This window comes from Mycobacterium sp. NPDC050441 (assembly GCF_040655355.1).
GTDB lineage: Bacteria > Actinomycetota > Actinomycetes > Mycobacteriales > Mycobacteriaceae > Mycobacterium.
Genome location: NZ_JBFAJS010000004.1, coordinates 135724 through 158160 on the forward strand (window position 1 = coordinate 135724; position 22437 = coordinate 158160).

At 67.1% G+C, this 22437-nt stretch carries 19 protein-coding genes; 6 read left to right on the forward strand and 13 right to left on the reverse strand.

Features of this window, described 5'->3' with window-relative positions:
• Positions 1–2: 2 nt before the first annotated feature.
• Genes eccA through AB0I14_RS13555 form a run of 5 tightly spaced genes read right to left on the reverse strand, consistent with a single transcriptional unit; the run spans position 3 to position 5113 of the window.
• Positions 3–1727 (reverse strand): type VII secretion AAA-ATPase EccA, encoded by a 1725-nt coding sequence (gene eccA / locus AB0I14_RS13535; RefSeq protein WP_358021669.1) that lies wholly within the window; start codon positions 1725–1727, stop codon positions 3–5.
• Positions 1720–2256 (reverse strand): YbaB/EbfC family DNA-binding protein, encoded by a 537-nt coding sequence (locus tag AB0I14_RS13540; protein ID WP_358021671.1) that lies wholly within the window; start codon positions 2254–2256, stop codon positions 1720–1722. Before AB0I14_RS13540 ends, eccA begins: the two co-directional genes overlap by 8 nt.
• A 14-nt stretch (positions 2257–2270) precedes the next feature.
• Complete coding sequence (locus AB0I14_RS13545; protein ID WP_358021674.1) at positions 2271–3119, reverse strand: ESX secretion-associated protein EspG; 849 nt, start codon at positions 3117–3119, stop codon at positions 2271–2273.
• Positions 3120–3134: 15 nt separating this feature from the next.
• On the reverse strand, positions 3135–3446 hold the full coding sequence (locus tag AB0I14_RS13550) for a type VII secretion target (protein WP_358021677.1): 312 nt from the start codon (positions 3444–3446) through the stop codon (positions 3135–3137).
• A 32-nt stretch (positions 3447–3478) separates the two neighbouring features.
• Positions 3479–5113 (reverse strand): EspA/EspE family type VII secretion system effector, encoded by a 1635-nt coding sequence (locus tag AB0I14_RS13555; protein ID WP_358021680.1) that lies wholly within the window; start codon positions 5111–5113, stop codon positions 3479–3481.
• A 392-nt stretch (positions 5114–5505) separates the two neighbouring features.
• Between AB0I14_RS13555 and AB0I14_RS13560 the strand changes: the two genes are divergently transcribed.
• Positions 5506–7017 carry a MinD/ParA family protein gene (locus tag AB0I14_RS13560; RefSeq protein WP_358021683.1) on the forward strand — a complete coding sequence of 504 codons (1512 nt, stop codon included), beginning with the start codon at positions 5506–5508 and terminating at the stop codon, positions 7015–7017.
• 10 nt (positions 7018–7027) lie between these two features.
• Here AB0I14_RS13560 and AB0I14_RS13565 read toward each other — a convergent pair whose 3' ends face one another.
• Complete coding sequence (locus tag AB0I14_RS13565) at positions 7028–7819, reverse strand: transcriptional regulator (RefSeq protein ID WP_358021686.1); 792 nt, start codon at positions 7817–7819, stop codon at positions 7028–7030.
• Positions 7820–8205: 386 nt separating this feature from the next.
• On the opposite strand from AB0I14_RS13565, the gene AB0I14_RS13570 reads away from it, so the two are divergent.
• A complete protein-coding gene (locus AB0I14_RS13570; RefSeq protein WP_358021689.1) occupies positions 8206–8499 on the forward strand; it encodes a WhiB family transcriptional regulator in 294 nt (97 codons plus the stop codon).
• Between the two features lie 237 nt (positions 8500–8736).
• Here AB0I14_RS13570 and AB0I14_RS13575 read toward each other — a convergent pair whose 3' ends face one another.
• Positions 8737–9003 carry a DivIVA domain-containing protein gene (locus tag AB0I14_RS13575; RefSeq protein WP_358021692.1) on the reverse strand — a complete coding sequence of 89 codons (267 nt, stop codon included), beginning with the start codon at positions 9001–9003 and terminating at the stop codon, positions 8737–8739.
• 45 nt (positions 9004–9048) lie between these two features.
• On the opposite strand from AB0I14_RS13575, the gene AB0I14_RS13580 reads away from it, so the two are divergent.
• Positions 9049–10014 carry a pirin family protein gene (locus AB0I14_RS13580; protein WP_358021695.1) on the forward strand — a complete coding sequence of 322 codons (966 nt, stop codon included), beginning with the start codon at positions 9049–9051 and terminating at the stop codon, positions 10012–10014.
• Positions 10015–10018: 4 nt separating this feature from the next.
• Here the strand turns inward: AB0I14_RS13580 and AB0I14_RS13585 are convergent, their stop codons facing one another.
• The 4 genes from AB0I14_RS13585 to AB0I14_RS13600 all read right to left on the reverse strand — a co-directional run bounded on the left by AB0I14_RS13585 (position 10019) and on the right by AB0I14_RS13600 (position 16161).
• A complete protein-coding gene (locus tag AB0I14_RS13585; RefSeq protein WP_358021698.1) occupies positions 10019–10528 on the reverse strand; it encodes a PPOX class F420-dependent oxidoreductase in 510 nt (169 codons plus the stop codon).
• A gap of 83 nt (positions 10529–10611) precedes the next feature.
• Positions 10612–11769: a hypothetical protein gene (locus tag AB0I14_RS13590; RefSeq protein WP_358021701.1), complete on the reverse strand. Its 1158-nt coding sequence runs from the start codon at positions 11767–11769 to the stop codon at positions 10612–10614.
• Position 11770: 1 nt separating this feature from the next.
• On the reverse strand, positions 11771–14236 hold the full coding sequence (locus tag AB0I14_RS13595) for a hypothetical protein (protein WP_358021704.1): 2466 nt from the start codon (positions 14234–14236) through the stop codon (positions 11771–11773).
• The gene (locus AB0I14_RS13600; RefSeq protein ID WP_358021707.1) at positions 14233–16161 is read right to left on the reverse strand and encodes a hypothetical protein; all 1929 of its coding nucleotides are present in this window, start codon (positions 16159–16161) and stop codon (positions 14233–14235) included. Before AB0I14_RS13600 ends, AB0I14_RS13595 begins: the two co-directional genes overlap by 4 nt.
• 196 nt (positions 16162–16357) lie before the next feature.
• Between AB0I14_RS13600 and AB0I14_RS13605 the strand changes: the two genes are divergently transcribed.
• The 3 genes from AB0I14_RS13605 (at position 16358) to rfbA (ending at position 18756) form a co-directional block, all read left to right on the forward strand.
• Positions 16358–16999, forward strand: a complete 642-nt coding sequence (locus tag AB0I14_RS13605; protein ID WP_358021710.1) for a nitroreductase family protein — start codon at positions 16358–16360, stop codon at positions 16997–16999.
• Between the two features lie 17 nt (positions 17000–17016).
• On the forward strand, positions 17017–17790 hold the full coding sequence (ygiD, locus tag AB0I14_RS13610; RefSeq protein WP_358022806.1) for a 4,5-DOPA dioxygenase extradiol: 774 nt from the start codon (positions 17017–17019) through the stop codon (positions 17788–17790).
• 99 nt (positions 17791–17889) lie between these two features.
• Positions 17890–18756 carry a glucose-1-phosphate thymidylyltransferase RfbA gene (gene rfbA, locus AB0I14_RS13615; protein ID WP_358021713.1) on the forward strand — a complete coding sequence of 289 codons (867 nt, stop codon included), beginning with the start codon at positions 17890–17892 and terminating at the stop codon, positions 18754–18756.
• A 153-nt stretch (positions 18757–18909) separates the two neighbouring features.
• On the opposite strand, the gene AB0I14_RS13620 is transcribed toward rfbA, so the two are convergent.
• On the reverse strand, positions 18910–19932 hold the full coding sequence (locus AB0I14_RS13620) for a sensor domain-containing protein (RefSeq protein ID WP_358021716.1): 1023 nt from the start codon (positions 19930–19932) through the stop codon (positions 18910–18912).
• 1032 nt (positions 19933–20964) lie between these two features.
• Complete coding sequence (locus tag AB0I14_RS13625; protein WP_358021719.1) at positions 20965–21915, reverse strand: hypothetical protein; 951 nt, start codon at positions 21913–21915, stop codon at positions 20965–20967.
• Positions 21916–22437 lie beyond the last annotated feature (522 nt).

The window sequence follows — 22437 nt, forward strand, 5'->3', positions numbered from 1 at the left end:
GCCTATTCGCCGATATTCAGGCGGCTGTGGACCGCCGCGATCGCCGCCGACATGTCGTCTCCGTTGACCTCACTGAGCTGCTCGACACCCAGACTCTCGAAGTCCAACGACCGGGACAGCCGCATGTCGCGGTTCTGCTCACCGGCTTCCACCAGCTGCCGCGCGTACCGACCGTTACCGGCGATGTCCAGTGCGGGCTTGTTGTTGAGCGTGCGCTGGCTCAACAACAAGGCCGCCTCGTTGACGCGCTTGCAGGCGTCGTCGTCGAGCCACGAATCGTTGGCCTTGGCAATAACTTTGGCGATCTCGACGATGTCGTCGGGCGAGTACGAGTCGAACTCGATGCGGGTGGCGAACCGGGAACGCAGACCGTCGTTGGCCTCCAACAAACGGTCGATGTCATTGCTGTAACCGGCGATGATGACCACCAGACGGTCGCGGTCGTTCTCCATCCGGGCCAGCAGGGTGTCCAGCGCCTCGGTACCGAACGGGTCGGCACGGCCGTCACGCTCCTGCACCAGGGTGTAAGCCTCGTCGATGAAGAGCACGCCACCCAGGGCGCGATCGATCGCCTTGGCCGTCTTCACCGCCGACTGGCCTTCGTACTCCGCGACGAAATCCTTACGCGAGGTTTCGATCAGCTTCGGCTCGGCGATCACCCCGAGGCCGGCCAGGATGTTGGCCACCACACGCGCGATCGTCGTCTTACCCGTACCAGGCGGACCCGCGAAGATCATGTGCTTGGAGGTCTGGGCCACCTTCATGCCGCGCGCAGCACGGATCCGCGCCATCTGCGTCGCCGCCCGGTAGGCCTCGATCTGCTCCTTGACCCGGCTCAGGCCGATCTGCTTGTCCAGTTCGGCCTGAGCCTCGGCCAGCAGCTTCTCCCGCCCCGAGGTATCGGCCACCACGCTGGACGGATCCCACGGATCGGTGCGGGCAGCGATCTTCTCAGCGGTCGTGGTCTCCAGCCGGTAAGCCGGATCACGCAGTGCCGCAGTGACTTTGGGCTCAGGGAAGTTCGCCTGCAACCATTCCAGGAGAACCTGGGCGGATTCCTCGTTGCCCTGGTAACGCCGGGCCATCGCCAGGTACCAGGCGATGGCCGGTGCGCATGCCTGACCGGCTGGTGTGTCATTGGCCTCGGTGAGCCTGCGGTCGGCCTCGGTGAACAGTCCGAGGTTGGCCGCCGCCACACCGTGCGCCACGCCGGCCGCCGCGGCGAGGAATTTGTCCGGCCACTGGTCGGCGCCCCGCACCTGGTCGATCACATCGGTCCAGCGTTGCGCCGCAGCGTAAATCACCGCCTTGACCCAGGACACCAGATGGTCGGACCCGCCGGCGGGGGCGTCTTCCAAGGCCTCCATCGCGTCGGCGTAGTTGCCCTCGGCCGCCTCCTGCACGGCGAAGCCCATGGTGATCGCCAGCGGCGAGTTGATCGGGTAGGAAATATCCTTCCCGTAGATTCCGCCGATCGGCACCCGCGCACCGACACCGTTCATCGAGATCTCGGCCGAGCCGGCCAACTGACCGAAGTTCGAGCGCGAATACCAGGCCCGGAACAACGTCACCCGGTCGGCGTCACCGCACCGGATCCGCCCGACCCACGCGTCACAGGCGGTTTCGTCGTAATTGGTTATCTCGGTGAATATCTCGAGTGAGCGGGCCGGCGAGCCGGACAGCATGCCGACCGCGCTACCGAACATTCCAGCAAGGTGGTCAGCCATCGTCGCCTCCATAGCGGGTCGAAAAGACCTGGGCCCGAGCATCATCAGCTTGCTCCGGGCTGAGTAGATCCAGGTCACGGGTCAGGAAGTCGCGGGTCGCCGCGTCGTCGTGTCCATGCTCACGCATTCCCGCGAGCATGAACGAGTACTGGGCGGACTTGGCCTGTTGAGCAGCCAGGCCCGCGATCACCAGGATCTCCTCGGCGAGATCCCGTTCGGTCAGGTTGGTGGCTTTCGGCGCCAGCTCGATCTGATGCACCCGGCCATCCATGAATGCCGTCACCGTGACGGTTTCGGGCGGATTGGTGACAGTGAACAGCGGCACCGTGAGTTCGTCGTCCTCAACACCGGACACTTCCGAGAACCCGTCGCCGGATTCCGCATCGTCGACCGGCACGAAGTCGTCGTAGGTCCCGAGCGCATCGAGGCCCGCTGCGTTCGAAACGTCGTCCGAGTACGAGAAATCCAACGCCGAGAGGTCGTCATGGTCGTCATCGTCGTCCGGAGAATGTGGCGGAAATTCACCCACCGTGGAGGCCTCTTTCAGTACGCGTAGGAACTGTCCGGATCAGACTTGTCGAACCACGAACCCGACGGCAGGAATTCGATCAAACCGTCCAGAGCCCGCTGCAGGTTGTCCTTGGTCCCGGTCAGGAAGCTGCCGTAGAGCTCCCCGTTCACCCGGCGTGGGATGGACACGATGCGTCCCTGCTTCGAGTCGAGCACGCCCGCGGCCACGTCGACCTGAGCGACGGTGCCGCCCGGATTGCGCTCGGACACCACCAGTTCCACCCAGCTCTCGGGCTCGGAGATGATGTTCGCGTAGACCCGGGCCGAGGTCGGCGGGATCCCATAGCCGGTCAGCTCGTCGGCGGTCCGGCAATTGGCGAGTGTCGCCGCGACCCCGGTCAACGGCTCGACGCTGGCCGGCTGGCCCTCGCCGAGCACGGTCATCACCATGCCGGCCAGACCCACCTGTGCGGCCACCCGCTGCAGCACCAGCATGTCGTTGTCGCGGGCCGCGACCACATGCCGACCGCCCTTGCGGCACACCACGAACCGGATCATCTTGCCGCCCACGTCGCGACGCCACCAACGCCCCTCCAGCGTGCGCTCGGGCCGGCTCAGGGTGTCGAGCATCGCCGCCACCTCGGGGTGGGGGTTGCCGAAGACATCCAGCACGCCCTGGGCCGTGAGATCACGGGTCACCTGTTCCCACACGATGTTGCGCAGATCGGGCTGTGGAATGTTCAACCGGATTCCCATCGAGGGCGGGAAATCGGTCAGCCCCAGCTTGTCGGCGACCACCAGGATCCCGTCGATGGTCAGCTCGGCCCCGACGACATCGTCGATCGCCTGAGCATTCGCGTCGGCGCCATACGGAGTACTCATCAGTCCGCTCCGCCTCTACCGAACGGTTCCACGGACGGCGCCGGACATCGTCGAATCCGTCCGGTCGTACCCGCTGGCCGCACGGGAGAGCTTCGCCCCGAGGTCCCGCGACACACTGGCCATACACGTTCCCGCAGCTCGACGCGCGTTGAGCGCGGCCGCGACGGCTGAGGCCGTCGACGACGAAATCGGCCCATGCGTCAGGCGCACCGCGGTGTCGACACCTTCGACCACGCCGGTAGCCACGGTCAGGTTGGTCGCAGCCTGGCCCTGTTTGGCCGATAACTCATGCAAATGCGCGGTGGCAACCCGCAAATCACCCGCCATGAAAATTCCCCTCGATCCCTGTCCCCGAATTCTTACCTGTCGATCACGGCCGCAGATCCGGGTACACCGCGATCTAATGTAGCCGCCGCTGCCACATGCAGCTGGCCCTGCTCGAAATCCGCCCCGACATGCACCGGAGCCGGACCCGCCGCGGCGCCACCGGCGGCCGTGGCTTCCAGGTCTGGAGGCAGTGTCTTGGCGGCCTCGTCATCCGTGCCGGCGCCCAACGGATCAGCCGGCGCACCCGCAGAATCCGTGGCAGGCAGTCCATCGGCCTCGCCCGCTTCGGGCTCGCCCACCTGGTCCTCGCCGTCCTCGCCGTCCTTGTCGTGCTCGTCCTTCTCGTCGTCCTCGGCCTTGTCGTCCTCGGCGTCGTCGTCGCGGCCGTCCCGGTCCTCGTCGTCCTCACCGTCTCGGTTGTCGGCGTCGACCCCGGCGCTGCCCGACGCCTTGTCGAGCTGGGCGGCGTCGGCAGCGGGGCCGCCCGCCTGCCCGGCCGCCTGGCTCGCCATCTGCGCAGCCTGGGTCCCGGCCTGGGTGGCCGCCTGCGCGGCCTGTCCGGCAGCCTGGGTGATCCCGCCGAGCATTCCGCTGAGCGGGCTCACCAGTGAACCCAGGATCCCGCCGAGGGCGCCGGCCGCATTTGTGGCCGCATCGGACGACGGGGTACCCGTACCTGACATGCCAGTGGGCATCGCAGGTGCCGACGAGGAGCCCGACGGAGTACCTCCCGAACCGCTGGTCGACGGGACACTGCCACCGCCGCCCGAGGGAACACCACCTCCCGACGGAACATCGCTGCCCGACGGAGCATCGTCGGCGCCCGTGGGACGGCCCGGGTCCGTGGCCCCGGGATCTTCCGGTGCGGTGGGCACCTGGGGGTCGGCGACCGGCGGCTCGAACTCCGCGCCGGTGGGAGTGGCGCCGCCGGCCAGGCTCTCGTACTGCACCGCCGCGGTCTGCAATACGGCGGCGTTCTCATCGATGTGGCCACGCAGAGTTCTGAGATCGTTGTTGGAGTCGCCGACGGCTTTGGCCACCATCGCGAACTCGGCCGCCATCTGGGCCGCCGTCCCGAAACCCGGAACAATTCCCGCGCTCGTGGTGAGCAGGCTCATCGCGCCCAGCCAGTCGGAGTGTCCGTCGAGACGGTCGCGGGTGGCCGCTATCTGGCCGGCTTCGGTCGACAGCACCCCGGCCACCATGTGGTCCAATCCGAGCATCGTCTGGACCCGGCCGACCTGTTCGGTGTTGCGGCCCGCGTAGGCACTGGCCCCGCCGCTGTCCCAGCTGTCATCGGGGAAGGCCGACACGAGCACCTGCCCGACCGCGCCCATCTTGTCGGCCCCCTCCCCGAAACGTTGCCCGTTCTCCGGATCGCCGACACCGGTGCTGTGCTTCATCGACTCGATGGTCTGCTGACCGGCGACGAGGATCGGCGACCGGGCGGCTCTGATCAGACGCCGGCCGATCTGCGATGCGAGGAAGTTGGCGGCCTTCTGGCTGAGGTCGGTCATCTGGCCGCCGAACTTGGCAACCTGCTCGAGTTCGGCGCCGACGGTGTTGCGGACGATGAACTCTCCGACCTTGGCGGCACGCTCGGTCCACTTCCGATTGTTCTCGATCACGCCTTTGCCGAAATCGGCAATATCCCCCAGCAGTCCCATACCCCGAATCCCCTTCGCCGGAACAGAGATTACCAGCGCATTCGACCCGGTCAGCGCACCAATTTCGCGCTTGCAACGGCATCGAGAAGGCAGTCCCAAAACTCGCCTCGACCACCACCTATTGCAGTTGAACGGTCGTTTTTCCGGGAGCATCCGAGAGGGTGGGCCTCACGCCCGTGCGGCCACCCCGGGGCGCCGGCGCAAGGGCACTCCGGGGTGCCGCCGGGGGCACCGCCCACCGCTTCCGCGACCCGCTTCGGGATTTGCCATCCAAATTTGCTGCGACGTCAGTTCCGCCGGATTACGGGCGGATCCTGCAAGCCGGACGAGTTGTAGTCGATACTTGAGCACGGTCAAAGTTCCCTTTTGTGAGTTCCGGAGGAGATTCAGGCGTGCCCGACCCCGACGACACCTTGCGTAGAGAGCTCGGCTGGACGGGGCCGGAGGAATCACACTTCGAACCCGACACCAGGCCGACCCGTCGCAAGCCACCAGAACCGCCGCCATCGATACCTGGGCGGCCCCCGGTGGATTTCATGCCGTCGAAGCCACCGGCCAGTTCCGACTCCGACGATTCCGGCCCATCGCAAGTCGTACCCGTCGACCGCGACGCCGAGCGCGCCCGCAACACGTTCCGGGAGTCGCCTCCCGCACCGTCGGCCCCGCCGCAGCAACAGGCGCCGCCACCTCCGCCGCCTCCCCCGCCCGCACCACCGCAACCTCCGCACGATTCCCATCAGGCGCCGCCCAACCAGGCACCACCGAACATGGGCCATCCCGAACACCGGCCGGATGCATGGGAGCAGGGCCCGCCCGGCTGGCAGCTTCCGTCGCAGCGTCCGCCCGGCCCGGGAGGTCCGCCGCAGCGGCCGTACGGACCACCACCCGGTCAGCCCTGGCCCGCCGAAGGCGGATTCGCACCGGATCCGGGTGCGGCCGCACCCGGCGTACCGCCCCTGCCGACCGGCTCATACGCCGACCGCATCCGGGTCAATGACCTGGTTCCGCCGAAGCGTCAGCCACCGGGCAGCGGTTGGCGATTGTTCGTGTACCGGGCCAGTTTCGGGCTGATCAATCCCGGCCCGTCGCCGGAAGACCTTCGGATGACCGAGTTGGAGACCAAGATCAAGGGCCTCCTGCGCGGCCACTACAAGGTCGGGGTGATGGGCAAGGGCGGGGTCGGTAAGACCACCGTCTCGGCCAGCGTCGGATCGATCTTCGCCCAGTTGCGTCAGGACGATCGCGTGGTGGCCATCGATGCCGACACGTCATTCGGCAAGCTCGGCAGCCGCGTCGACCCCCAGGCCCAGAGCTCGTACTGGGAGCTGGCCAACGACAAACACCTGGACTCGTTCGCCGACGTGCGCAGCCGGGTCGGCACCAACGCCGCAGGGCTGTTCGTCCTCGCGGGCGAGGGCACCCCGGCCCGCCGCCGGGTGCTCGACGCGGCCATCTACCGCGAGGCCACCACCCGGCTCGACCGGCACTTCTCCATCTCGGTGGTGGACTGCAGCTCAACCATGGATTCGCCGGTGACCCAGGAGGTCCTGCGGGATCTCGACGGCTTGATCGTGGTGTCCTCGCCGTGGGTCGACGGGGCCGCCACCGCCGGGCAGACGCTGGACTGGCTGGCCGCCCACGAGATGACGGACCTGCTGCAGCGGACCGTCGTGGTGCTCAACGACTCCGACGGCCACGCCGACAAACGCACCCGGACGATTCTGGCCGGACAGTTCTCGGGTCAGGGCCAGCGGGTGATCGAGGTGCCGTTCGACGGGCATCTGCGGCCCGGTGGCGTCGTCGACCCGCGGGAGATGTCGACCCCGACCCGGCGCCGGTTCCTGGAGATCGCCGCGGCACTGGCCGAGCACTTCCCGACGCATGACGAGCGCCGGGACCGCTAGCCGGGCCTGATCAGCGCATCGCGCCGATCAGCGCCTCGAGGGCGTGGACGGCGGGTGCGTCGACGGGGTATTCCGCCTCGGCGCGCGCCACGATGTCCTCGGAAACACCGGCGGCCGTTGCGGTTTCACTGATCGTCAGATTCGCCTGCCGACGGGCGGCATACAGGCGCTGCCCGAGCGTGGCGCCGGGCGCGGTGGCGGCGAGGGTGGTCAGCTCATCGATCTGGCGACGCACCGCACTGAGCGCCTTGATCAGCGCCGGGGTCACCATGCTGAGCCGCGCCGCGCGGGCAGCCACCGCCTCGAGCTGACGTAGGTCAGCCAGGACCGACGTGACCCGCGGCGTGAACTCCGGTTCCCCGACGGCGGGCAAGGTGGCGATCGTCGACTCGAGGGTGTTCACCGCGGTGAGGACCGCCTGGGCGATCAGCGGTACCTCGTCGCTGGCCGGCGGTGTCGTCGTCAATGGCACGGCGGACGGTATCGCGGTGACCACGGTGGGCGGCTCTATGTGTGCCGGAGCGGGCATGGTCGGATCGGGTGCCGGCCCGCCCTGTCGCAACCGGGCGATCGTGCCCGGCGGCCAGCGCAGCACCTCTTCGAGCTTGAGGCGGGTGCGCTCGCGGGGCCAGCTGCGGCCCTTCTCGAACGCGATGAGCGCTCCGGCGTTGATGATTCCGTCGGCGGCAAGGCTGCGCTGGCTGATGTCCAGTTCGCGGCGCCTGGCTGCGGCTGCGGCACCAGCGCGGATAAGTCCGACATCGAACTCACCAGTGGCGAGATCGTACTCAGCGTCGGTCATACGGGGCTGTTTCCTCGCCGATGTGCTCAGCTTCAGCGCGAGTGCCGAAGCGGTTGCCGGGACCTCTCAATCCTAACCCCAGACTGCAGCACCGCTACACCTTGGGTTTTTCTCATCCGTAGCAAACAACCCCGACGCTACGGCTTCTCGTCCGGACAAACCGCAGCCCTGCTACGGGTACATCGAAGTACCTACGTGCGGTCTGACGTGCGTGTTTAGATCCATAACGACTTTCCCCTGGTGGTCCCGCATCGTTACCAATGCAAATTTCCGTAGCGTTGCACCGCTGCGGTTTGAACCAAACTGTTGCATCGCTACGGTTGTTCCTATAGCGTTCCCCTCAACGCGGTACACACCGCAACAGGAGCCCTAACAGGAGCAGCAGCATGAACGCACTCATGGCCAACGGCATCCCGCTCGGCGTCTGCACCAGCAACCCGGAGCGGTGGACCTCCACCCCTGACGACCAGGCCAAGGCCATCTGCCGGGAATGCCCGCGGCGCTGGCTGTGCGCCCGCGAGGCCTGCGAACTGCCCCGCGCCGAAGGAGTTTGGGCCGGAATCATGGTTCCCGAGGCGGGCCGCGGCCGCAGCTTCGCGCTCAAGCAGCTGCGATCGCTGGCCGAACGCAACGGCTACCCGGTGCGCAAGCTCGGCCTGGTCTTCCCCGAAGCCGCCTGATCCGGCTCACGCAACACGGTTTTCACCAGATCTTTTATCTGGCTCTCTCCCTGCCGATTCGAGGGGACGGCAGGGCAAGGGCGAGTTTCCACTGGGGGAGGAATAGGGGCCCGGGGTGTGTCGTTACACCCGCGGACGGTGCCGGGCATTGCCCCGGGCCCCACACCAGAAAAGTCGCTTCGAGCGACCACTCGCCGCGAGGCGCAGTGACGGCACCGTCCCCAACTTCTTCTTCGACTACCGCTCGAGCGTGACGACTACCGCGTCGAGCAGGCTGTCCACTTCGTCTTCGTCGTAGCCGCGCTGAAACATCGGCGGCTTCGGGAACACGATGTTGCGGACATCATCGGGTCCCAGGTGCCCGCGCCCGTCTAGCCTGCGGGCGACCAACGCCAGAAAATCGTCGACCGACTTCTTGTCGTAACCCCGCTTGCCCAGCGGCGGCTTCGAAAATTCGGTGCTGCGAAGGTCTTCGGCAGTCATTCCCCCGGTCATGCCGGTCATGCTAACCGCGCACCGGTTCAGCCGAACGCGGTTACCGTGAGGTTCATGAGCAATACCGATACGGCGCCTGCCGAAGTCACGTGCGCCAACTCGGAGTTCACCGGGGTGCTGCACCCGCGCGAGGTGCCGCTGGGCGGACCACGCGCGATCCTGGTCCGGCGCACCCTGCCGCAACGGGACCGGTCCATGATCGGTGCCTGGTGTTTCGCCGACCACTACGGTCCGCACGACGTCCGAACCAGCAGAGGCATGGACGTGCCGCCCCATCCCCATACTGGATTGCAAACGGTGAGTTGGCTTTTCGAAGGCCTCATCGAACACCGTGACAGCGCCGGGGTCCACGCCATGGTCCGGCCGGGCGAGCTCAACCTGATGACGGCCGGCGCCGGGATCTGCCACTCGGAGGTCTCGATGCCCGAGGCCCCGATCCTGCACGGCGTGCAGCTGTGGGTGGCCCTGCCCGATGCCGCCCGCGACTCCGGCCGCGACTTCGCGCACTACGCACCGCCGCCGCGGACCGTCGACAGCGCCACCATCCGGGTGTTCCTCGGCGAGCTGGCCCAGTCGCAATCGCCGGTGCACACCTTCACGCCGTTGCTCGGCGCGCAGGTCGACCTCGAGCCGGGTGCGGAGTTGACGCTCGACGTCGATCCGGCCTTCGAACACGGCGTGCTGCTCGATCAAGGTGCGGTCGAGGTGTGCGGCACCACGTTGGCGGTCGCCGATCTGGGCTATCAGGCCCCGGGGCGCACGCAGCTGCAGTTGGTCAACCGCGGCGTCGGCCCGGCCCGGGCGCTCCTGCTCGGCGGGCCACCGTTCACCGAGGACCTGGTGATGTGGTGGAACTTCGTCGGCCGCAGCCACGACGACATCGCGACCTACCGCGAACTCTGGCAGGCCAACGATGCACGCTTCGGCGATGTGGAGGGCTACAGCGGCAACGTCGCTCGGCTACCCGCACCGCCCTTGCCGAATGGACGACTCAAGCCCCGGCAGCGCCCGGCAGGCTAGGAATTCAGGTACTCGCGTTCAAATACTCCGAAGTGCTGCCGCCCACCGGCATCTCGGGTAGCCCGAGCTTGCGGTGGTCCCAGCTGCGCAGCCGGCTGGGCACCACGCGCACCGCGATGCGGTTGTTCATCATCTGGTCCACGAACGGGCGCATCTCCTCCGTGTAGGGGCCGGTGTAGCGCTCCCACACGCTGATGCCCACGCGCAGAATGGTTTCCGGATCGTCGACGATCTCGGCGGTGCCGTCGATCGACACTCCGCGCAGGGTGTTGTAGGTGTCGCCGTCCTCGATCATCACCGTGATCGTGGGGTCGCGACGCAGGTTGACCGCCTTCTGCGACTTGGCTTTTGTCTCGAACCAGATCTCGCCGTCGAGCACCGCGTACCACATGGCGACCAGGTGAGGTCGGCCGCTGGGCAGCACCGTGGCCATCGTCGCAGTCCGGCTGCGTTCGATGAATTCGGCGATCTCGTCGTCACTCATGACGATCTTCGTGCGCTCGTTCTTGCCCACCTGTCACCTCTCTGATCGGTCAGCCCACCATAGCCACGGCCGCACAGCCACCCGCGAACGCGGTCGGTAACGGAGCCGGCCGGCTACAGCACGCCGAACTGTGAGGTCACCCAGCGCACCGGATCCACGCAGCGGAACGGGGCAATACCCCTGGCGTGCAACCGGTTTCCAGTCGGCGGATGCCCGAGCGCCGATACCGCGAAGTACCGGCTGGCCAGCCGTGCACCCGCGGACGGGTTCTCCACGGCCGCCACGATCGAGCCGCCGTGGAGGCGGACCAGCAGGCTGCGCACCTCCTGGTCGAGCAGATGACCGTCGACGTCGTCGTACTGCTTCCCGTCGGAGGTGTCCCGCAGGAAGGCCGCTCCCCCGTTGGACATGACCAGCGCCCATTCCGAACCCTGCACGTCGCGCAGCGCCCGCAGCACGTCGAACTTGGACAGGATCACCGCCAGCTTGGGCTGACCCGGGTTGACCGCCAACAGCAGATTTCCCAGGACCGAACGCGGCTCCCCACCGCTGAACGGCTGGGGCGGCAGCAGATCCTGCAACTGATCGCGGATGGCCTTCACCCGCAGCGGGTCGAACATGAAGAACACCGCATCGGCGTGGCCGAAGAACTGGAAGGGCGGCGCGCGCAGGTCACCGTTCTCCAGGTCCTCTCCCGCCACATCGCGCAGTACCAGGAACCGGCGCACCCCGTGCCAGACACCGATCGAGAACACCAGGGGCTCACGCTGATTCGGGGCCTGGGTGTGCACCGTCGGGGTGGGAGGCAACAGGCCCCGCTGCACATACAGCGGCCCCTCGTAGTTGGTGGCGTAGTTCTGAGCGGTGGCCCGGGTTACCGCTTCCAACACCACACCGAACCGCTCGCAGAGCAATTCCAACTGCTTGATCAGCACGGCGATGTAGAGGCTCTTGCCCGTCGCCCGCGCGCCGGCCAGCGCGATGCAGATGGCGTGGCCCTCCCGAAAACCCTCGGGGAGGGTGAAGTGGCAGACCGGACAGATCTCCACCGCGGCGCCCTGCAACGCCCGGTTGGCCTCCGACGTGGGCGGCGGCGGACCGTTGTAGCCCGGGCTTCGGGTCCAGGTGTACAGCGGACCGCAATCGGCAGGTGCACCCACATAGGCCGAGGCGACGTCGTCGCGGTACCGGGTACCGCCGGCCTGGGGAGGCAGCGTCCACAGATGGTTGTTGGGACTCAACGGGGTGAAGCAACGCGGGCACTTACTCATGTCAGCCCCGGCTCCCCCTCAGTCGCTCCGCCAGCGACGGATTCTCACTGCGCCGCGTCAGCAGCCTGTTCACCATCTTTCGGTACCCGCGCATCGTCCCCTCAGAAGAATCACCCGACAACTGCGCCATCAACACCACCACGGACTCGGCGTCCGCGCCCCCCATGGTGGCAGCCAGCTTCCCGGCCAGCATGCCCGCGAGCTGATCCACCGGATCGAGGACGTAGGCAGCGGACTCGGCTGCCGCGGTGCGCAACAGACTGATCGCCACCACCGTCACCGGCGCCAACAGACCGCCGTCGACCAACGGTAGTACCCGATCCACCGCTTGTGTGCCGCAACCGGTTTCGGCTGCCAACGCGTTGCAGGCCGGCGGGTAGGGCTGCCCGGCGAGTACGCCCAACAGCGCGAACGCCAGTAGCCGTACCGAGAAATCCGGGTGGACCGACTCCGGTTCCACATCGGCCAGCACCTGATCCCACAGCGGCGCATAGGAGCTCTGGTGGGTGTGCAGGTAGCGCTGCTGCAGCCAGTCGCGCGGCTCGATGTGGCGGACCGCCGCACAGGCGACCACCACACCGTCGCCGTCATCGTTGTCGTCGATCACCTTGCCGGCCAACTGCCGCAGCGCGGCCGAATCCGCGGCACCCACGAGCGTGCGCACCGCAGCCCGGCCCGGCAGCGGTTCGGGACCGACGGCCAGCAGCAGATCCGACGGGTTCCAGACCGAGGCCGTCGCGGCGGCCTCGAAATTCTCCGGCTCCGTCGTCCGCAGCCACCACAACTGCGCACCGGCATCACCCGGGTGCCGCGGCCCGCGACGGCGCGACCGCAGCCCCCGCAGCGCAGCGCGGATCCACACCGAATCCCAGGGCTGGGCGCGGGCGAGTTCGGCGGCCTCGGGCACCGGGCCGGCCTCGGCGAGCCAGTCCAGGAGGTCGTCACCGATGGCGCTGCCGTCGGTGTCGCCCTCGTGCAGCAACCACGCGCCCAACGACAGCCGATCGGCGGCCCCGATCAACCCCCGCACCCCCGGATCGGCCAGGCCGGGCACCACATCGTCGGCCAACGCCGCCTGCAGCCGGTCATCGACGACCCCCGCCCTCAACAGCAGGTCAACGATCCTCAGCAACCGGTGGGCGCCCTGCTGCCGGCCGCGGTCCAGGGCCGGCCCGATGGCCACCCGCAGCGACGAAGGTGTTGGTTTCCCGTGAAACGTTCTCGGCCCCAACGAGATTGGTCCGTCTTGGGTCATCCACGCATCGTCGACGATGGCCCGGGCGAAGAAAATGGCGTCGGCGTACGTCGCCCCGGCCCCGTCCGGCAACTCGTGCCGGGCCCGCCAGGCGTCGGCTGTGGTGACACCCACCACGGCCGAGAGCACATCGGCGATGACGTGGGCCGCCTCGGACCCGACCAGGGCACCCGCCGGAGAATACGCGGCGATCACCTCGTGGGCCTCGGCCTGCGCGTCGGCGAATTCCGGGTGTCCGGCCACCGCCATCGCGATCGGCCAGGCCGGATGCAGCCCGTCATCGCGTACCTGGCTGGACAACGTGTCGATGTCATCGAGAACCCCGCGAGCCGAGGCTACGTCGAGCAGCACCACCTGCGCCATCACCGACCACCGGGTCACCTCGATCCGGTGCCCGCCCGCAGTGCGGTGCGGATCGCCGCCGAGCTCACCCAGCGACACAGTCTCGGATTCGCTGATCAGCACCAGGCCCGGTTCGACCGCGGGAAGGTCCTCGATCGGCACCGCACTCAGCACCTGACCGCCGTGCAGCGCAACCTGTTCGGCGCGATCGAACGTGGAAAAGCTCAGCCTCGCAGCGGTTCCCGGCGACATCAGGAAACTCACCAGACCGATCCACTGTGCCGCCGCGTCCGGCGACTGCACGCCCAGCACCACCGGCGGCCCACCCCTCAGCGCGGCAGCCACCGCATCCAGGAGCGCGAACAGCGTTGCCAGCCGCCAAGTGGTGGTATCCAGCGCGAACGCGACCACACTGTCCTTGGTCACCGCGTCGCCCAGCTCCGGCAGGTCCCCGGGGAGTTCGGCACGGGCCACCGCGGCGGCGCCGTAGGGCTGGAGCCAGTGCGGTGACCGCCACCGCTGGATGGCGCGGCAGCGCGGGTGGGTGTCCGGCGCGCGATCCAACAGCGCGTGGGCGAACACGTTGCCCGGCCGGCCCGTGCTGTCCGACCCGGCCGGGAAGGTGTGCCAGTAGCCGGCGCCGTCAGGGACATGCCGGTACGCCAGCCGGCGCGGACCCTGCTCGAGCTGCTCGGGGGTGGGGAAATCAGGTGTCTGCCCCACCGGTCGGAAGACCGTGTGTACGCCGGCCATCAATGCCTGCGTCTCCGCCGGCGTGAGCCCACCGCTGGTTTCCTTGAGCTGCCAGCCACCGACAGTCCCGACGGCATCGAACGATGTGTAGGCAAGCTGGCCGTAGCGCGACGTCATAACACCGTCGCGGTGAGCTGCAACGTCTGCGCCGGCGGGTCCAACAGTGCGACGGTGCGCAGCTGGAGCGGGTCGGTGATATTCAGAAACAGCCGGATCCAGCCGTGCAGGCCACTGACGTTGGCGGCCCACAGTTCGCCGGCGCCCGACGCCGTTGCCGCCGTCCAGCGCAGGTGCTTGGACGGGTGATCCGCCAACTGTCCCTGCGCGTCCAGGGGAGCGACGTCGACGGGCTGACCGTCGTGCACGCTCAACGGCATCCGCTGCGGATTGTTGACCAGAACGAAGGCCGGCGAGCCCGGCACTTCATATTCCGAACGCACCGCGACGGTCGCCGTGGTGGGATAGCCGCCTGCGTCGCGCCCGATCCGCACCGCGTACTGCAGCCTCAACATGCCCGCGTACTCGATGCTGGCTACCGGTCCGGTGACCCGTCGCCCGCCGGAGAACGCCACCGGCGCCAGGTGCAGTGAACATCCGCCCACCGGAAGCTCACCGGTCAGGTGCATGCCGCCGTACTTTTCGTAGTCCTCCAGTGAGATCTCGAAGGACCTGCCGGTCAGGCCGGCCCGGGCGTCATGTCCCTTGGGTGCCAGGGTCGCCACCACGCCGGCCGCGCCGGCCGGCCATTCGAACGTCAGCACCTGCTTGTTGCAGTACTCGACGAGTTCGACATCACGGATGGTTCCGGTGTGCACCGCCGACACAGTGCGGCCCAGCACGGCCCGCCCGGCCAGGATCGTCACCGGCGTGACATAGGCCCGGCTCCACCCCTGCGGCCAGGGCACCCCGGTCATCAGCGTGAGATTGCTGCCATCGGGTTGCGCCTGATTGACCACCGGCTGCCGCAGCCTCAGGTCCGCGGCCAGCCCCACCTGCTCGAGGGCGTTCTCGGGAAGTTCGGTGGAGACACCACCGGCGCTCGGACCGGTCTGGCTGAGATAGATGGCCACCTCTGCTCCAGGCGACGCCCAGGACACGTCGAACGACTCACCGTCGAATGCGGTGTCCACCGAGATGTCGGTGACCGCGGCAAGCACCGCCGACACGTCGATGTCGGCGTCAACCGGCTCGGACAGCTGCACGGCCCCGTCGAGGTCGACCGCGCTCCGCACCCGGTAGCGATAGCGCATACCCCGGGCCGCACCCGAATCGACGAACCCGGTCCGGTGCTCGCCTTCGGCCAGAATCCGGTAGCGCGACTCGTCGATCGCGGGCACGTCGGCCTCATCGTGTGGGATGCGGTACACGTGTACGGAGCTCGCCCCGGGCGGTGCCGTCCACTTCCCGATCACCAGGCCGCCGTCCTCGCGGATGGATACATCACCCGGCTGGGCGACCAGCACCCCGCCGGCATGCAGCACCGGCCGGGTGCTGAGGGCATCCGCGCGCGACGTCCCGGTGATGACCCAGACCTGGTAGTAGCGCACCGGCCCGGTCAACGGCCGGTCGTCGCTGGCTGCCGACAACGGAGTCGCGGCGACGAGGTCGGCGTTCTCCGATGATCGGGGCGCCCGGTCCTCGGCGCTGACCACCCGGTACAGCACCACTCCCCCGTTGGCCTGATAGTCCGGCCAACTCAATTCGACGACCCCGGGGCGGGACTCGCCGTGGCGGAACGCAATCGGGTGCACGTCGCCCGCTGCGGTCGGCGCCTGCTGCGGCGGGCTGTCCGGGGCCCGGGTTTCGAGCTCGGCGAGCAAGCGGGCCATCTCTTCGGCGTGCTCGGCGACCGATCCGGGCAACATCTCGCGGATCTGCTCAACGTCGGTGCGACCGGACCGGAGCACGAGCCGCAGATGGGCTTCCTTGAAACTGCGAGCTGCGACCGCGCCGGAATCGACCAGTTGCTGACGCCAGGCCAGCAACGGCGCCAGCCGGGGATCCGCGTCGTCGGGATCGTCGACGGGATACAGATCGGGCATCAGAACACCAAATCCCCGCCGGACATGAGCGCTACGCGTCACGTGCTCCGGCAGCTCGAACAGCGCGAACTCCTGAGGTGCAGGCCCACACTGGCCTGCACACCCAGAAACGCTACCGCAGCAGCCGCCTGGTCACCGCCACATGGTGAGCCGGGCCGATGCGATGCGGTTGTGCTCCGAGGCATAGGTTCGGCACATGTCTTCTGCCAGCTCGTCGGCCAGCGCGGACGTGTGGGAAGTGATGTCGACAGCGCGGACCATCCGACGGTTCACCGGGGAACCGGTCGACGACGCGACGCTGACCCGCTGCCTGCAGGCCGCGGTGTGGGCGCCGTCGGGAGCGAACGCCCAGGCCTGGCGGTTCGTCGTACTGCGCTCGGCCGAGCAGCGAGCAGTCGTCGCCAAAGCGGCGGCGCAGGCCCTGGCCGTCATCGAACCCGTCTACGGCATGACCCGACCGGCCGGGGACGACACCAGCCGGCGCGCCAGGACCAATCGGGCCACCTACGAATTGCACGACCGGGCAGGCGAGTTCACCTCGGTGCTGTTCACCCAGCAGCGCTTCCCCACCGCCTCGGAACTGCTGCTCGGCGGATCGATCTTTCCGGCCATGCAGAACTTCCTGCTCGCGGCGCGGGCCCAGGGGCTGGGCGCGTGCCTGACCAGTTGGGCCTCCTACGGCGGTGAACAACTGCTACGCGAGGCGGTCGGGGTGCCCGAGGACTGGATGCTGGCCGGCCACGTCGTGGTGGGCTGGCCGCGCGGTTCCCACGGGCCGGTGCGACGACGCCCGGTCGAGGAGCTGATCTGCGTGGATCATTGGGAGAACCTGACATGACTGGCGTGACCGGACTGATGCCCGCGGCGTTCATCGGCCATGGCAGCCCGATGAATGCGATCGAGTCCAATGGCTTCACGGCGGCCTGGCGCGGTTTCGGGCAGACCGTGCCGAGGCCGCGGGCGATCCTGGTGATCAGTGCCCACTGGTACATCAACGCGACCGCGGTGACAGCGATGGCGCGTCCGCGCACCATCCACGACTTCTACGGATTCCCGCGTGAGCTGTTCGAGGTCCAGTACCCGGCGCCGGGGTTGCCGGAGCTGGCCGAGGAGGTCAGCGACGTGGTGAAGCCGACCTGGGTGGGTGCCGATGTGGACAGCTGGGGCATCGACCACGGCACCTGGTCGGTGCTGGTACACGCCTTCCCCGACGCGTCCATACCTGTTGTGCAACTGGCGATCAACGCCAACGAGCCGGCCGAATACCACCTGCAGCTCGGTGCGAAGCTGGCGCCGCTACGTGAGCGCGGCGTGCTGATCGTGGGCAGCGGCAACATCGTGCACAACCTCGCCGGCATGGACCCCACCCGACCCGAGGACGGCTTCGCCTGGGCCAGGCGGTTCGACGACGCCGCACGGGAACAACTCACCCACTCCCCCGCCGACGTCCTCAATCTCGAGGCCCATCCGGACTACGCGGCCGCCGTTCCCACCCCGGACCACTTCATCCCGATGCTGTACTTCGCCGGGCTTGCCGGTGCCGCAGCAGATTCCGGCCGGTCGGTAGACACGCTGGTCACCGGCTACACCTACGGGTCGTTGTCGATGACGTCGTATGTCCTGCGGTGAGGCAGCTCAATTCGTCGAACCCGCGCTGACGGGCACGCTATGGTGACGGGCGTGTTGGGCCATGACGAGCGAGTAACCCCCGTCGGGGTGTAGGCGAGCGTGCGCGGAATCATCCTGGCCGGCGGTTCCGGCACACGACTTCATCCGATCACGACGGGCGTCAGCAAGCAGCTGCTGCCGGTTTACGACAAGCCGCTCATCTACTACCCGCTGTCCACGCTGATCATGGCCGGCATTCGCGACATCCTGGTGATCACCACACCGGTCGATGCCCCAGCATTCCAGCGGCTTCTGGGTGACGGCTCCGCCTTCGGGGTGAACCTGACGTACGCAGTCCAACAACAGCCCGAAGGCCTGGCTCAGGCATTCATCATCGGTGCCGAGCACATCGGCACCGATTCCGTGGCACTTGTGCTCGGCGACAACGTCTTCTACGGCCCCGGTCTGGGAACGAGCCTGCGACGGTTCCAAAATGTCAGCGGCGGAGCGATATTCGCGTACTGGGTGGCGAACCCGACCGCCTATGGCGTCGTCGAGTTCGACTCGGACGGGTCAGCGTTGTCGCTGGAGGAGAAGCCGGTCGTCCCCAAATCCCAATACGCGGTGCCCGGGCTGTACTTCTACGACAACGACGTCATCGAGATCGCCCGGTCGCTGCGCAAATCGGCCCGCGGCGAATACGAGATCACCGGGATCAATCAGACCTACCTGAGCCAGGGCCGGCTGTCCGTCGAGGTACTGGCCCGCGGCACCGCCTGGCTGGACACCGGCACCTTCGACTCGTTGTTGGATGCCAGTGATTACGTCCGCACCATCGAACGCCGCCAGGGTCTCAAAATCGGTGTGCCCGAGGAGATCGCGTGGCGGGAGGGCTACATCGACGACGCCCAACTCGCCGCGCGCGCCAAAGAACTGCCCAAGTCCGGGTACGGCGACTATCTGCTGGAACTGTTGGCGCGCAAGTAGGTGCGCGGAACCGCTTGAAGGCAAGTCAGTGGTGGTGACGGCCGACGGATGCCCTGCTCCACCGTCATGTTCTCGCTGGAGCAGGGCCATACCGACCCACCGGAGGCGGGCCTGGTCGATCGGCTGATCAGAACACCGCGTCGCGACTGCCGCTCAGCTTTTACCGTTGATCTTCGTGCCGATCTCACGGGCGACCGAAAGGCCGGCCGTCACGTTGTCACTGCTGCATCCCCGCACATCGACAACTACGTTGGCCCGTCGGGACACCCCGCGACTACAGGTGATCGCATTGGCGGCCCCGCTGGTGTCGGTGAGAATCGACATGTTCAGGAACTCTTTGGCCTTGTCCTCACCGTTGCCGGTGGTTTTCACCGTGTCGGTGCCCAGGCCGTTGTAGGTGGCGTTGAGTGTCTTGAATCGACACGCCGTCCAGTCGGAGGCCTGCTTCTGGAACGCCGCCTTTGCCGCCGCCTCGTCAGGGAACAACACCGCGGCCTGAACCAAGTGGAGTCCCTTCCCGCCCTGCGCGGTCTGGATTGCCACGCCCGTGTAGCCGGAATCGGCATAGGTCGATTGGGCACCCGGAGCCCACACGCCCGCGCAGTTCGGGGGTGTGACGGGATCGGTGGACAGTGACGTCTCGACCGGCCCGGCCGTCACGCCCGAAATGTACAGTTTCTTCTCGATCTCACTGGCAGACAACAGCACACCCTCCAGCTCCGACGCCTCCACGGTGCCGTCAGCGCCGGGCAGTGCTGCCGTTGCCGAGCTGGTCGCCGGACTCTTCGACGTCGTCTGGGTAGACCCCGACGGACGTGCGCTAGTGGTGCCGGTCGCGACCGGACCATCGCCCGACTCATCGCTGCCACCCAGATTGACTGCGACAAGGACGATCGCCAGCACCAAGACGACCGCGCCGGCAACCACGCCCCCGATGATCCACGGCCCTTTGTTGTTATTGGGCGGCTGGCCGTACGGCGGGTTCATCATCGGCGGTGCGTTCCACGGACCGGGTTGCCCGGCCTGCCATTGCCCACCGGGCATCTGAGGCGGCGGATATGGCGACGGGGCCGATCCCTGCGGCGGGCCCGCAGGGACCCAGGGTGACTGCGACGGGGCCGGCTGATTGCCAGGCCAGCCGCCGCCCTGGAATGGGTCGTTTCCACCAGGATTCATTCGTCCTCCATATCTTGTTGTCAACGAGCTCGAGCTGCGTGCCCACGTCGCCCGCCCGGTATTCGCGAAAGGGCTTCGGCGGCAGGCGCTTCGATGCCTTCTCCTGGTTCCTGGCCAATTTCCCTGCGGGAAGGTGTCGCTCGGCCCGCATGACGCCGACGCATCGCCAGAACTGCCACCTGGCCCGGAAAATCACCCCACCCGGCAAACGGGACTATGTCGAACGGATGCATCGGGTCTCCCGCTGGCCTTCCACGCGTCATTGGCCAGCCACACCCTTGATCACGCCGGCGACGCACCGTAATCGGGTCGGCCGCTGCGCCGCCGCATACCGGACAGCGCAAAGGACCCCTCCAGTTCTTTGGTGCTCTCGACTTCTTTGGTGCTCTCGACAGCCCGCACAACCCTAACCCTGCCGATCACCAGCTGAGGACGCCAAAATGCCGCACCACAGCCCTGCCCTCCACACCCATTCCGCGCACCACAACCTCATTGGTCGCAATTTGACCGGGACCAAGGTGACAACGTCTGATTGTCGGCCCCTGGAGGTTGTCCGCCTGCTCAACCGTGAACCTGTGGCCTTTGACGTTGATACTCACGCCCCTCGACTCGACTGTGTGAATCGGCGGCCTCCCGGCGCGGGCTACGACCGAGCGCCCATGCCGCCAGTCATGCGAACACCAGCGGAAGGCGTTCAGCAATGCCCCCGGAGCACCCGCTCGAATTCAGAGGCAAGGAGTCCCTATCGGGCCTCCGCATGCGCGCCCAATCGCAAGACGCTCCCAAACACAAAGGCCGCGAACTCAGTTGAGTTCGCGGCCTTTGAGTTGCAGTTCGTAGAACCGCTCTCTGTGTGTGGTGCGTTTCCGCGGATCACGGCTACCGGGAGTTGATCGGTTCCAGGGATTTCTTGCAGATCTTCCAGCGGTTTCTTTGGCTGCGCTCGTCTGCTGTGGGTCCCGAGCCTCGGAGCCTTGATCGCGAAGACCAGTTCGTCGCGCAAATCGCGGAACTGGCGGACTCTACCGGTCATCACGACGTGGCCTTGCAGCTCCACGTGATAGTTGCTGATAGATAGACAGCAGACTGGGATAGATAGTTGTCTACAGGTCGATAGTTGGGAAGCGCGAGGACATATGCCCGACGGTATTGCGTCGCCAAGACGGCAATATCTTCGAATGTCGGATTCCCGCTAGCTCTGCCCAGGCGCTCCATGTCTTCTGCATTCGTCGACATCACGGTGGCTGAACTATCAATGATGACTCGTTGTTCAGGAGTCCAGTCGCTGGCGGGGATTTTTGCGTCGACGGTCCGCCATGGTGCTGTCGTATCGTCAAACATCGCCAGGAGGGGGCCCCAGTCTGCACAGTTGGGATTGCCCGCTGCAAGGAACGGTTCTGCGGCTGTGGTGTTGTCGGGAGACAGTACTTCCGACGGTGGGCCAGGAACGGCAACAAGCGGAGCGAGTGTCTGCGCTACGTTCACGTGAATTGCTGAGCAGATGTTCGCCAGCGCAGATGCCGCCGAATCTGTTGATCCCGAAAGGATGTTGTCGGCGCTGACATACGTTGGGATCGAAGCCACAGCAAGACGTGAGTAGGCAACAAACTGCGAATACAGTTCACGCATCACCCTATGAGGTGTCTGCTTGGTCAAGGACGCGGCTTGATCCGCAGTACGCGTACGAGCCTTCCCCACGGTCTCATACATCGTGCGCTGCTCAGGTGTCCACGCCGTCGCTGGTGCCGACTTATCCCGTTTGGCCCAGCCTGATGTCCTGGTCGCCGAGACGTAGTCCTGATACACCCGGCCCCAGGCTGCACAGGTCGGGTCCTCGGTGATGATGTTGACGGGCCCAGTGTCGTTGGCGCTGGCGAATTCCGATGGTGAGTCGGCTCCGCCAGCGTTCGACGGGCCGTTGCTGCCGCTGTCGGGTTTGACGATGAGCACGGTGATGACGACGGCCACGACGATCGCCAGCACCGCGGCGAGTCCGCCGAGGAGCCACTTGGCTTTCCCGCCACCGCTCGACGGTGGCGGGCCGCCGGCCCACTGCTGTTGAGGACCCCACCCACTGGGCGGTGGACCCGCCGGGCCGGTCGGTGGTTGCTGCCATGGTTGTGGCGCGCCGGCACCGGCGGGCGCGGATCCGAATGGATCTGGTGGGGGCAAACTCATCGGCACACCTTCGACTCGGACACGGACACGGACATAACACAATCGCAGAAGCCGAGGGCTCTCCTTGCTGCCGACGAGCACTGTCCAAGGAAATCTAGTGGTTTGACGTGTCGCCGTGGGGATCGGGCGGCAACCCGCGTCGTGCTGTGGTTGTCGGTCGTCTTTCCTGATAGGGATAGGGCGCAGGCCTATTGCTGGTCGCGTCGATCGATGGGGGGAGCTGCCCCCCCCGGGGGGCTGGCCTCGTGTCGGACTGGGTCGTGCGATGTGCTTCCTCGTCGAATAAGCCCCAAAACTGGTGCGTTTCGGGTGTGTCGGAACCACTTA